Below are 12,883 nucleotides of genomic sequence, written 5' to 3'. Positions count from 1 at the left end.
ATGAGATGAAAACTATAGAAACAATTGCCACAGTTACCAAAGATGGTAAAATTACAGTCCAGTTACCATTGGATATTCCAGAAGGTGAGCATCAGGTGGTAATAGTAATTGATGAAAAACTTTTGGCAGAGAAAGCAGAGAGCAAAGAAAAACGCCCTCCTCTAAACTTCCCTGTAGATAATTATGGTTATTGGCCTGAAAATCTTTCTCTAAGACGTGAGGATATGTATGGTGATTGGGGTCGCTAACTCTGTATTTCTGGACACGAACATATTAGTGTATGCAAATGTCTCCGAATCTCGCTTTCACCAAACAGCACTACAGGCTATTGAAAATCTTTATGATGCAGGAATTGAATTATGGATTAGTCGCCAGGTGTTGCGGGAATTCTTAATGACTCTTAGTCGTCCACAAGCATTGATGAATCCCCGACCTGTTGCGATCATAATTGAGCGTACCCGATTTTTTCAAGCTCAATTTCGAGTAGCTGACGAAACCGCCCAAGTGACAGAAAGACTTTTATCTCTAATGGAGCAAATTGCTATTAGTGGTAAGCAAGTTCATGATGCAAATATTGTTGCCATAATGCTAGTTTATGGCATTCCTCAGTTACTTACTCACAACACAACTGATTTTGCTAGATTTTCTGGGTTAATTACTGTGTTGCCATTACAAAGTTAGATTGCTTGTTGTTACTACTCGTGAAAATTTACTTCACGTTACGAAATGCAGTCTTTCGGTAATTCTGCAATTCTACTGATTAACTCCAAACACTTGTGCGTTCCCGATATTGGGCAAGATAATCCCTAATTTCTTGAGGAATAGTTATTTGTCCTTTGCTCGTGATAGTCGCACTAGCCATGACTCAAGTTCCTTACTTGATGATAAATTCTATATTCAACTATAACGCGATCGCATAACTCCTCGTAGACATCACGTCCTTTTCTTTTTGCTTAATAGAGTGCTGACTCAGCAGCATTAACTAAACTAGCAGACTTAATTTACATTACACAAATCACACTAGCCAAGCATAAACTGATAGTTAAAACAACTGTTCAATACGATTATTATTTATCTCACTTTTTTTGAGATATTGTCGGAAATATAAACGATATAATTCACACGCAACAGTACTGCGATCGCCTTCTAAATTAATTAGTCCCATACTCTGTAATTTACATGCTAATGCTGGTAATTGCACATAATTTGTAGCGTTAATTACCTCATAAAAAGCATCTTGCAATTCTGGTTCATTTCGTAGCACTAAGACAAATTGCTTTAAATACTCGTGATAAATTCCTGCTTCTGTGGGTGCTTGTTGCAATAGCTGTTCTAAATCTCCTTCTAATCCCCCTTTACCCACAAGGTGATAAAAAGCCAATCGCAGCAAATAAGGATATCCTCCCACCATTGCCATCAAACTCTCGACATTTTTACCATCTGTCCAATCCAAGCCGTGACGTAGTGCCAAATCCAGCACCTGCTCTTTTGTAAAGGGAGATAACTTAATCGCTAAACCAATATTAAATGGTGATTGAGTCTGTTTTATCCCAACAATAATTTCCGTTGAAAAAACCAGAACTAGATGCAGTTTTTGCCAAACTTTTACCCCTTTGGCTTGTTCATACCACGATCGCAGCAATGGTAACAATTCTCCAGCAATTTCTTGATACTCAAACACCCAGTCCACCTCATCCATTACTAAAACAAGGGGACTTGAGAGCGCAGATAGTAAATACTGTTGGAAATAGATAGAACAACTCACTTTGCTATCCATATCTTCATCCCAATAATCATTGAGTTTTGGTTCTAGCTGTAACTCCCGACTGATATTGACACAGAACCAGCGCAAAAATTTATCCAAACTGGCAAATACTGTTTTATCTGCTTGCTGAAAATCTAAAGTTACGGTGCGAAAGCCTTGATTGTTAGCGCGTGCAAGCAACCGCAAAATCAGAGAGCTTTTCCCCATTTTTTTCGGTGCTTTGATGCAGATGAGACTTCCAGGTTCAGCCATTTCTGCGTAGGCGAGTTCTTCAATTGGCAAGCGAGGGATGTAAAATCTGGAATTAAGGGATACTGGCCCACTAGGAAATTCTAAGGATATAGCCGTGGCTGTTTTGTTGAATTCCTTAACTAACTGTTGATGTGCTTTGCTAAGACGATGATTTTCTAGAGTCTGGCGGAAGTTTGATTTATTTATTGGTTCTTTGCAAAAAGCACTCAATAATTGCCATAAATGAGCAGCAATTTTACTGACACGTTCCTCGTCGTAGTCAGCTTCACAGGCTATATTCGTGTAGGTTTTCCCTTCCCACGAAGAACGCAATATAATCTCTTGGAGTGTCGTTAAACCGATTGCTTGACTCGCTTTTAGTAGCAATACTACTTCATCTATAGTCATTACTCATCCGCTCCAAAGCATGAAATTTTCTCACACCATTATTCTTTGGAACTCAATGTACCCTGCCTTCTATGGATAGCAGCCAGTCTTTTCTGAAAAAGCTATAAACAAGGCTTGACAATTTTTTTGTATTCTGAAACATTTGCCATGACTTCAGCATAGAATTTTTTTTACAAATTTTTTCGAGTTTTTAGGTAATTATATGTGATTTGAACTACTTTTTTTAGACATATCTTAGAATGTAGATGCACACAATAAAGCTATTTTTTTTCTAAAACATCGCCACTGCGATCGCATTACCTTTTTCTAAATTTCATCCAAATTGATGATATGGGCAGTGACAGTCTAATCAACTAAGTAGATGATTTATCCATAACTAGATCGTCAGGGTGCTAAAACAGCGTAGAGAGAGCTACAGGATATCTTCCTCATCGTACCAGCAGCTATGCATATCGAAAAACCCCCTACCCATGAACCGGAAGCTCTATCAGTACAAGATTCCCAGAGTTTCCCAGAACCAAAAGACTTATCTCAAGAAAATTTAGATCCTTGTCAATGCTCACAAGCCGCCTTACAAATGGCATTAATCGCCAGTGGCTTGGGGTTGTGGAATTGGAATTTAGTAACCAACAAAACCTATTACGATCCCCAGTGGAAAGGCATTCTGGGGTATGGAGTAGACGAAATAAACAATGAGTATAAATCTTTTGAGCAACTTTTACATCCACAAGATTTACCAAGAATTCGCCAGGTATTGCATGATTACCTGGAAGGATGCACACCTGTGTTTGAAGTCGAATTGCGAATGTTGACTAAATCGGGTGAGTGGAAGTGGATTCTGGCTTGTGGAAAAGTATTTCAGTGGGATGAATTCGGTAAGCCAGTGCGGATGGCGGGGACGCACAAGGATATTACTCAGGATAAAGCGATGTCTACGACGTGCTGCGCCTACGCTACTCAACAATACCAACTATTTTCACAACTCCAGTCTACCGAAGACCAAGTTAGGGAAAAATCACAGCAGCTAGAAACTACCCTAGAAGAACTTAAATATACCCAAAAGCAGTTATTGCAGAACCAGAAAATGGCTAATCTCGGTCAACTGGTGGCGGATATGGCTAACGAAATTAACAATCCCGTTAGCTTCATCTACGGCAATCTCCATCCTGCGAGTCAATACGCTGAAGACTTAATCAGAATCATTGAACTTTACCAACATCACTATCCCACACCGACACCAGTCATAGCTTTACATCTACAACGCCTTGACCTTGGTTTCGTGAAAAAAGATTTTTTGAAATTGCTGTGGTCAATGCGAGCCGGTTCTGAGCGTGTTAAAGAAATTGTTTTCGCCTTGCGGAATTTTTCAAGCTCTGACGAAGGTCAAATGAAAAAAGTTGACCTGCATGAAGGACTTGATAGTGTTCTGAGGATTTTGCAGCATCGTTTGAAAGAAAAGCCTGATAGAGCCGGCATTGAAGTAATTAAACACTTTGGGGAATTGCCCTCAATCGAGTGTTACCCTGGTGAACTAAATCAGGTATTTATGAACATCTTGACTAATGCTATTGATGCCTTAGAAGAAAGGATGAAACATGATTATTCCTTTACTCCAAATATTTTTATTCATACAGAAATTATTAGCAGTCATTTATCATTAGTCAAGAGTAATGAAAATTTGGAAAATGAGAAACTACTAGAAAAAAAACACAAAATTATAATTCGCATTTATGACAATGGTAAAGGCATACTTCCCCATATCCAAAGACATATATTTGAACCATTTTTTACAACTAAACCAGTAGGCAAAAGTCAAGGACTAGGGCTATCAATTAGTCGAGAAATTATAGTTGAGAAACATCAAGGTAAACTTAAGTGTAATTCTGAATTAGGTCAAGGCACAGAGTTGATAATTGAGATGAATACAACACCAAGACACTATACCGCTATTAGAAAACACGCCAGCTTTTGAGCAATATTTAATAAATTCACAAATTTTCAAAAATTTTACAGTAAGGGAATATTGGGGGTGGTTTTTAAAACCACTCTTTTTTGTGAGATAAAAATATAATTTTGCTCAAATGCTAAACAATTGTGTCAACTTAAGCTGAAAACCTATCTAGAAGAAGCTTTGAGAGATAGCCTCGTTCTTAAGCTGAGACATCTGTGCGTCTTTACCACCTGTTGCATTCTGTATTCCACGTTTCAATTGAATCGTAGGATGAGAAAATAAGGGTAAGTAATAATCCGCAAATTCGCTGGACTATTTACCCAAGACAGATAAACAGCAAATTTTATCAGTCAAAATCTATGACTTTAACCCCCTCTCAAACTCGGAAGCCACCGATTCAAGCAATAGGAGCTAAAATTTTCCACTGGTGTAACATCATTAGTCTATTTATCATGCTCACCAGTGGACTACAAATTTACAACGCCAACCCTGTTTTTGGTGGACGTGCAGGTTTGCACATTCCTCCGATATTTACTTTAGGAGGTTGGCTTGCAGGAGGCAGACACTGGCATTTTGCAGCAATGTGGCTATTTTCGCTAAATCTCTTGTGGTATGGAATTTACATTTTAATTACTCGGCGCTGGCGACATCGGTTTGTAGGTGCTAATGACCTGAAAGCATTACAAAAAAGTCAAAATTCCAAACGTCGAATTTATGCTTGGCATCGAATTGTTTATACAGCAATTATTCCTATATTGCTGCTGGCATTATTTACAGGAATAGGAATGTATAAACCTGCTCAATTTCCCTGGATTGTCGATTTCTTTGGCGATTGGCAAGCATTGCGAATTGTTCACTTTGCCTCCGTGCCGATAGTTATCTTATTCGTAGTAATTCACTCACGTTTAGGACGCAAAGCTGGTGGTACTGAATTAACAGAATCAATGTTTTATTAAAATAAAAAAATGAACTTTTTTGATAAATTGAATCGTAATATTTTGCAAAATCAAAGCTTACTATTTGTAGGACTTGATCCAAATCCAGAGATGATGCCTGTGCGTTATGAATCTGAAGAACTGATCACTGGTTTAGAGAAATGGTTGCAATTCATTATTGCAGAAACTTCTGATTATGTTTGTGCTTATAAACCGACACTTGGCTTCTACGAAGCATTAGGTATTCCCGGTTTAGAATTGCTGTACAAAACTTTAGCAGCTATTCCAAACCACATCCCAGTTATTTTAGATGCCAAACACAGTGACTTAAATACTAGTACCATTTTTGCCCAAACTGTGTTTACACAATGGCAGGTGGATGCAATCACTCTCAGTCCCTATACAGGACAAGATCATGTAGCCCCCTTTTTGGTCTATCAGGGTAAAGCGGTATTTATTTTATGCTGTACTTCTAATCGAGGTGCAGAAGCTTTACAGCAATATCCGACAAACGAATCACCCCTTTATTTACAGGTGGTAAAAGAATCAAAAACCTGGGGAACTCCAGAACAATTGGGTTTGGAGGTGGGAACTACAAATCCTGAGATTTTAGCACTTATTCGAGCGATCGCGCCTGAACGAATTATTATGGCGCGTAGCATCTGGGCTGAAGGCGCAAACCTGAAGCAAATTTTAGAAGCAGGTTTGAATGCTAACGGCGATGGTTTACTGATTCCTGTTCCTCAAGATATGTTGGGAAATACCCAACTATCTAAAGAAGTCCAGTCTTTACGCGCAGAAATTAATCAAATAAAAACTGAAATTATTTATGAAAATTCTACATGTTCTGTGTGGTTCCCTGATGTTTGTTTGCTAAATCAGCATCCCTACCAGGATTTGATTTTGCAACTTTATGATATTGACTGTATTATGTTTGGCAGCTTTGTTCAAGCATCAGGAGCTATATTTCCTTATTACATCGACTTACGCAAAATTATTTCCAATCCCCAAGTTTTTAATCAAGTTCTCACTGCATATCAGGATATTTTGAAGAATCTCGTTTTTGATAGATTAGCAGGTATTCCCTATGGTTCTTTACCTACTGCGACTGGTTTAGCTTTGCGCCTTCATTGTCCGATGATTTTTCCTCGTAAAGAGGTGAAAGCACATGGAACTCGGAGAGTAATTGAGGGTAACTTTCATCCTGGTGAAACAGTTGTAGTTGTTGACGATATTCTCATCAGTGGTAAAAGTGTCATGGAAGGGGCAGGAAAGTTACAATCAGCAGGATTAAATGTTAATGATATTGTGGTATTTATCGACCATGAACAAGGAGTGAAAGATAGGTTACAGCAAAATGGTTATCGTAGTCATGCGGTTTTAACTATTTCGGAAATTACTAATACTCTGTATCAAGCAGGGCGAATAAATGAGGAGCAGTTTTTAGCTTTCGCTGAAAGTTAATAATTGGAATAATGGGGAGTAGGGAATGGGGAAGGATTTTTATTGTCTACTTCCTATTGAGCAGATTTAATTACTCGGTTGAATTTAGTAACTAGAATAATTTTGATTTCTAAATTAATTATGAATTTTTCACTCAATCAACTACTTAGATGGTTAATTTTTACGCTGTTATTTCCTCTAGTGTTTCTCAATGCTTGGCTAGCATTTTTACTGGTTAAAAATTTTCAGCCTGTTGTAACAATTCTTGTTTTGGCTACTTTACTTGCATTCATTTTAAACTATCCTGTTGCGATTATCCAAAAGCGAGGAGTGAAACGTGGTTATGCAGTAGCATTAGTTTTTATATCAGCATTGATAATTATCGTTGCTCTGGGTATAACTTTGGTTCCCATTGTTTTAGAGCAATTTAATGAGATGGTGAGAGTATTTCCCCAATGGATTGATTCTAGCAAAGAAAAACTTCAGATTTTAAATGAGTGGTTTTTTAGGCACAAATTAAATGTGAATTTAAGTCACTTATTAACCCAATTAACTGATAAATTACCCAATGAATTAGAGTTTCTTTCAGATAAACTTTTAAGCATTATCATAGATACGATTGATAGCATCTCTGAGGCATTAATCACAATAGTACTGACTTTCTATCTGTTGTTAGATGGGCCAAGGATTTGGGAGGTGATATTTAAAAAGCTACCTGGAAGTTTTGCTCAGAAGGTAAGCCAATCTATTCAACAAAACTTTCAAAATTACTTGATTGGTCAGGGAAGTTTGGCTTTGCTGATGGGAGTTTCATTAACATTATTGTTTTTAGCTTTTCAAGTCCAGTTTGCTTTACTTTTTGGTTTGGGGGTTGGGCTTTTGAGTTTAATTCCCTTTGGTGATGTCGTCAGTCTTGTTGTAATAATTTTAATAATAGCCACACATGACTTTTGGCTAGCAGTGAAGGTTTTTGCACTAGCTCTTGTCATTGATCAGGTAATTGATCAGGCGATCGCACCTCGTCTTTTGGGCAAATTTACTGGTATCAGACCAATATGGGTGTTAATTGCTTTGCTTGTAGGAACCAATGTTGGTGGAGTCTTGGGTTTACTAGTCGCGGTACCTGTAGCTGGTTTTATCAAAGATATAGCAGATGGTTTTTCTACATCTGGTAATTCCGATAACATGGGTGAGGGTGAAGCAGCCTCAGAATTGTTGGCAGAGAAATCAATATCGCAATGATTTGTGGATAAAAAAAGCCCCCAGCATTTCTACTAGGGGTGAAAGATATAATACCATTTCACTTTATGTTTGTCGGAGATGTCCCTGCGATCGCCTCTACTTATATCAGATGTGAGCCAGTCTTGGGGGTTTCCCCCATGAGCGACTGGTAAACCCGAAGGGCTAGAGTATTTCTCAAATATTACAGCAAAAAGCGATCGGGTATAAAATTAGCCAACATTTGCCAAGAGCAATTCTCGTTTTTCTGATTTTTTCACTCTTACCTGAGAGTCATCATCAACATCGATAAGCGCTGTATCTCCATCTGTAATTTCACCAGACAGCATTGCTTCGGCGAGAGAATCTTCTAGGAGGCGCATAATTGCCCTGCGTAATGGTCTAGCACCATAACTGGGATTGTAGCCTTCTTGTACTACACGGTCTTTGAAGCGATCGCTAACTTCTAAGATAATTCCTTTTTCTGTCAAGCGTTTAGCAACATCACGAAGCATAATCTCAGCGATTTGCTTGACTTCATCCCTAGAAAGCTGGGTGAAGACGATAATTTCATCGAGACGGTTAAGGAACTCAGGACGGAAGTAAGCTTTCAATTCTTCATTTACCAAGGTGCGGATGCGGTTATAACTAGCGTCGGCTTGAGTGTCGAAGTCAAAGCCTAAACCACTACCACCTTTTTCAATCACCTTGGAACCGATGTTAGAAGTCAAAATGATCAGCGTGTTCTTGAAGTCTACTTTCCGACCTTTGGCATCGGTAAGATGACCGTCATCCAAGAGTTGCAGCAGCATATTGAATACATCGGGGTGAGCTTTTTCGATTTCGTCGAATAGCAGCACCGAGTAGGGTTTCCGCCGCACGGCTTCTGTAAGTTGTCCGCCTTCGTCGTATCCCACATAACCAGGAGGCGAACCAATTAGCTTGGCGACGGTGTGGCTTTCCATGTATTCGGACATGTCTAGGCGAATCATCGAGTCTTCCGCACCGAAGAAGTAGGCAGCTAGTGCCTTCGCTAATTCTGTTTTACCGACTCCGGTAGGCCCAGAGAAGATAAAGCTAGCAATCGGACGATTGGGATTCTTCAAGCCGACACGGGCGCGACGGATACCGCGAGATACAGCCGAGACTGCTTGCTCTTGACCGATAAGCCGTTGATGTAGAGTGTCTTCTAGGTGCAGGAGCAACTCTGATTCAGATTCAGTAAGCTTGTTGACTGGTACGCCCGTCCAAGAGGCAACGATTTGGGCGATGTCTTCTTCGTCAACTACAGTAGAGTTGACAGGTTGATCGTTTTGGGCAAAGGTTGCTTCCAGTTGTTCTGCGAGTTTTAATTCTTGGTCGCGCAGGGTTACAGCTTTGTCAAAATCTTGGACTCTGACTGCTGCTTCTTTCTCTTTGGTAACGCCAGCTAGTTCACGCTTGAGTTCTTTATTGGGAGAAATTTGAGAGTTCCGTAGACGAACGCGAGAACCAGCTTCATCAATTAAGTCTATTGCCTTATCTGGCAAGAAGCGATCGCTAATGTAGCGGTCTGATAATTCTGCTGCTGCTACAAGTGCTGAATCCAAAATTGTTACTTTGTGGTGCTGTTCGTAAGCGCCGCGCAAACCGTAAAGAATTTGTACGGTTTCCTCTACTGAGGGTTCCCCTACGATAATCGGTTGGAAACGACGCTCTAGGGCGGCATCGCGCTCGATATGCTTCCGATACTCATCGAGGGTAGTTGCGCCGATACACTGGAGTTCACCCCGTGCTAAGGCTGGTTTGAGGATGTTGGCTGCATCCAAACCACCTTCTGTACCACCAGCGCCAACCAAGGTGTGAATTTCGTCAATCACCAAGATGATATTGCCTACAGTGCGGACTTCTTCCACGACTTTTTTGATGCGTTCTTCAAAATCGCCACGGAAGCGAGTTCCAGCTACCAATGACCCCATGTCGAGGCTGATAACTTGCTTGTCTTGCAAACTTTCGGGAACATCTTGGTTGATAATCCGTTGAGCTAGACCTTCTGCGATCGCAGTTTTACCAACTCCGGGTTCTCCAATCAACACTGGGTTATTCTTGGTGCGGCGACCGAGGATTTGGATCGCCCGCTCAATTTCCTTCTGGCGACCAACTACGGGGTCGAGTCTGCCTTCTTGTGCTAATTTGGTCAAATTCCGACCAAATTCTTCCATCGTTAATGGTTGGGTGCGCTTTTGACTACCACCACCAGCTATAGCTGGTGCATTTTCACCCAAACGGCGAACTATGGCACTGCGGACAGTCTTGAAGTCAACTCCTAGATTTTGCAGTACTTTGGCGGCAACACCTTCACCAGCCTCGGTCAATCCTAAGAGTAGATGTTCAGTGTTAATGTAATTCTGTCCCAGACTATGAGCTTCTTTAAACGATTGCTCGAAGAGGCTTTTTACTTTAGGAGTAAAAGGAATTTCTGGTGGTACAAAGCCAGAACCCCTACCAATAATTTTTTCTACCTCCCGACGTGCATCTTTGAGGGTAACGCCTAATTCCGCCAGCACTTTAGCAGCAACTCCAGTTCCTTCTCCCATCAAACCCAGGAGAATTTGTTCAGTTCCTACAAAATTGTGTCCCAGGCGACGTGCTTCCTCCTGAGCTAACATAATTACTCTAATGGCTTCGGAAGTGAAGTGTTCAAACATAATGGGTTCTTGCTCCCTCGGTGCTTGGACTTTGGGTGATATAAAATTCACCCTCATCTAAAGTTTTTTGTATTTTCTTAAGGACTAATGTAACTTTATTTAAACTTGAGTGGCAGTGGTGAGAGCCGTAAGACCTCAGGTGTAGTAGCCGTCTAAGAAGAGTTAGGAGTTAGGAGTTAGGAGTTGGGAGTTGGGAGTTGGGAGTTAGGAGTTTGGAGTTCTTAATTTGACAATTAGCTTGTCAGTGCAGAAGATGATTTTCTTTTGGCTTTTCTGCTCCTTAGCTCTGGGCTAAACTTAAAACTCAGGATCTTAGGACTGGCTCAACCATAGCTATCCGCTAACGACACTCAGCACTCATGATGACTAATCCACCCACAGGTAAAGACCAACAACATCCTCTTTATAACGGCGATCGCTCCCTTATTGATATTTTACTCGCTCAAGAGGCGACAGACTATAACTTAGCAGAATTAGCTAGACTGCGAATGCGTTATCAAGGGTTTCCAGGGGCAAGAGATATCCAAAAAGACCTAGATAAAGCCTTGCAGCAGTGGGGTTTGACCGAGGCCGAACTTTATGAGAAAACTCGTCAAATTCACAACCTGGGAGGTATTTACAAAAGTCGCGGCAAGAAAGATGAACAGGATTGGAATTAGGGCATGGGGCATTGGGCATTAATTATTCCTTCCAACTCCAAACTCCAAACTCCAAACTCCAAACTCCTAACTCCTAACTCCAAACTCCAAACTCCAAACTCCTAACTCCTAACTCCTAACTCCAAACTCCTAACTCATCTATCAGTCGATATATAGCCTACAAGACCTTACACTGCCCATGATGCCTTAACAAATGGTCGCAGAGTACCAAGGCCACCATTGCCTCAACCATAGGCACTGCACGCGGTAATACACAAGGATCGTGGCGTCCTTTGGCTGCTAATAGGGTTTCTTCACCTTCACGAGTTACAGTCTTCTGCTCTTTTCTAATTGTTGCTGTCGGCTTAAATGCAACTCGCAAAATGATATTTTCTCCGTTAGAAATTCCCCCTTGAATACCACCAGAACGGTTTGTTAGTGTGCGGATTTCACCATTTGGATCGATATAAAATTCGTCGTTATGCTCAATTCCCGTTAGCAGTGTTCCCCCAAAACCCGAACCAATCTCAAAGCCTTTGCTAGCAGGAAGAGACATAACACCCTTAGCGATATCAGCTTCCAATTTATCAAATACTGGTTCGCCCAAACCTTTTGGTACATTTCGGGCTACACATTCTACTACACCGCCGATAGAATCACCTTGCCTACCTATTTGCTCAATTAATTCAATCATGCGATCGCTGCATTCAGGATCGGGACAGCGAACGATATTGCTTTCCACTTGTTCTAAGGTGACAGTATTTGGATCAACTACACCTTCCAAGTCTTTGATGCGCTTAACATAAGCGATAACTTCTATATTGGCGACTTGACGAAGAATTTTTTTAGCGATCGCACCTGCTGCTACTCTTCCGATTGTCTCACGCGCTGAGGATCTGCCTCCACCTTGCCAATTGCGAATACCATATTTTGCATCATAAGTTGCATCCGCATGAGAAGGGCGATACTTCTCCGACATTTCGTCGTAGTCTTGGGAACGAGCGTCTTTGTTCCGTACCAAAATTGATATAGGCGTTCCCAGAGTTTTGCCTTCAAATACCCCTGATAAAATCTCGCAGGTATCCGCTTCTTTGCGAGGCGTTGTAATTTTACTTTGTCCGGGACGCCTTCTATCTAGTTCTACTTGAATTTCTTCTGCCGAAATTTCTAGTTGGGGAGGACAACCATCAATCACAACCCCCACACCGCCGCCGTGCGACTCGCCAAAAGTACTGATGCGAAATAGATGACCAAAAATATTGCCCATGATTTTGAGGAAAAAGGATTAGGCTTATGTATTCTACCTAGAGTTATTACAAAGTTTGTCTTTGTTTTTTGTAGATTTTTTCGCTATTCTTTAGTATTTATCAATAGTGTCTCTGAGTTTTTATCGAACTCTATAACAGTATCTAGTTACTAACTTAAATTAAAAGCGCCCTCCCTTTTGGGAGAGCGCTTTATTATTTAGCTAAATTTCAGAATTAACCGTTGATAGCAGGAGCAGTAAGAGCGACAGGAGCAACATCTAAAGCTGCCAAATCTAAGGGGAAGTTGTGAGCGTTACGCTCGTGCATTACTTCCATACCCAAGTTAGCGCGGTTGATTAC

Annotated in this window: 10 protein-coding genes and 1 pseudogene; 7 read left to right on the top strand and 4 right to left on the bottom strand. The window is 40.7% G+C overall.

The window, feature by feature from the left end; genetic code table 11:
* Nucleotides 1–5: 5 nt before the first annotated feature.
* Both V7K73_RS25200 and V7K73_RS25195 read left to right on the top strand, forming a co-directional pair.
* Nucleotides 6–248: a hypothetical protein gene (locus V7K73_RS25200; RefSeq protein ID WP_334884098.1), complete on the top strand. Its 243-nt coding sequence runs from the start codon at nt 6–8 to the stop codon at nt 246–248.
* On the top strand, nt 229–681 hold the full coding sequence (locus V7K73_RS25195) for a type II toxin-antitoxin system VapC family toxin (protein ID WP_334884096.1): 453 nt from the start codon (nt 229–231) through the stop codon (nt 679–681). Before V7K73_RS25200 ends, V7K73_RS25195 begins: the two co-directional genes overlap by 20 nt.
* 361 nt (nt 682–1,042) lie before the next feature.
* On the opposite strand, the gene V7K73_RS25190 is transcribed toward V7K73_RS25195, so the two are convergent.
* On the bottom strand, nt 1,043–2,404 hold the full coding sequence (locus tag V7K73_RS25190) for an AAA-like domain-containing protein (protein WP_334884095.1): 1,362 nt from the start codon (nt 2,402–2,404) through the stop codon (nt 1,043–1,045).
* Between the two features lie 445 nt (nt 2,405–2,849).
* Between V7K73_RS25190 and V7K73_RS25185 the strand changes: the two genes are divergently transcribed.
* The 4 genes from V7K73_RS25185 (at nt 2,850) to V7K73_RS25170 (ending at nt 7,975) form a co-directional block, all read left to right on the top strand.
* Complete coding sequence (locus V7K73_RS25185) at nt 2,850–4,376, top strand: PAS domain-containing protein (RefSeq protein ID WP_334884094.1); 1,527 nt, start codon at nt 2,850–2,852, stop codon at nt 4,374–4,376.
* A 338-nt stretch (nt 4,377–4,714) separates the two neighbouring features.
* Entirely contained in the window at nt 4,715–5,311 is a 597-nt protein-coding gene (locus V7K73_RS25180; RefSeq protein ID WP_334884093.1) for a cytochrome b/b6 domain-containing protein, read from the top strand.
* Nucleotides 5,312–5,320: 9 nt separating this feature from the next.
* Nucleotides 5,321–6,754 (top strand): bifunctional orotidine-5'-phosphate decarboxylase/orotate phosphoribosyltransferase, encoded by a 1,434-nt coding sequence (locus V7K73_RS25175; protein ID WP_334884092.1) that lies wholly within the window; start codon nt 5,321–5,323, stop codon nt 6,752–6,754.
* A 120-nt stretch (nt 6,755–6,874) separates the two neighbouring features.
* Nucleotides 6,875–7,975, top strand: coding sequence for an AI-2E family transporter (locus tag V7K73_RS25170; protein WP_334884090.1), 1,101 nt, complete (start codon nt 6,875–6,877; stop codon nt 7,973–7,975).
* A 209-nt stretch (nt 7,976–8,184) separates the two neighbouring features.
* Here V7K73_RS25170 and V7K73_RS25165 read toward each other — a convergent pair whose 3' ends face one another.
* On the bottom strand, nt 8,185–10,638 hold the full coding sequence (locus tag V7K73_RS25165) for an ATP-dependent Clp protease ATP-binding subunit (RefSeq protein ID WP_334884088.1): 2,454 nt from the start codon (nt 10,636–10,638) through the stop codon (nt 8,185–8,187).
* A 362-nt stretch (nt 10,639–11,000) separates the two neighbouring features.
* On the opposite strand from V7K73_RS25165, the gene V7K73_RS25160 reads away from it, so the two are divergent.
* Nucleotides 11,001–11,297 carry a DUF3288 family protein gene (locus V7K73_RS25160; protein ID WP_334884119.1) on the top strand — a complete coding sequence of 99 codons (297 nt, stop codon included), beginning with the start codon at nt 11,001–11,003 and terminating at the stop codon, nt 11,295–11,297.
* A gap of 157 nt (nt 11,298–11,454) precedes the next feature.
* Here the strand turns inward: V7K73_RS25160 and aroC are convergent, their stop codons facing one another.
* Together aroC and V7K73_RS25150 are read right to left on the bottom strand one after the other, a co-directional pair.
* Nucleotides 11,455–12,543, bottom strand: coding sequence for a chorismate synthase (aroC, locus tag V7K73_RS25155; RefSeq protein WP_334884087.1), 1,089 nt, complete (start codon nt 12,541–12,543; stop codon nt 11,455–11,457).
* Between the two features lie 214 nt (nt 12,544–12,757).
* Nucleotides 12,758–12,883 (bottom strand): annotated as a pseudogene (locus tag V7K73_RS25150) (photosystem II q(b) protein); the annotation flags it as partial.

Source organism: Nostoc sp. (assembly GCF_036916975.1).
Classification (GTDB): domain Bacteria; phylum Cyanobacteriota; class Cyanobacteriia; order Cyanobacteriales; family Nostocaceae; genus Nostoc.
The sequence above is the reverse complement of the archived record's forward strand: the minus strand, read 5'-3'. Positions and strand labels throughout refer to the sequence as shown.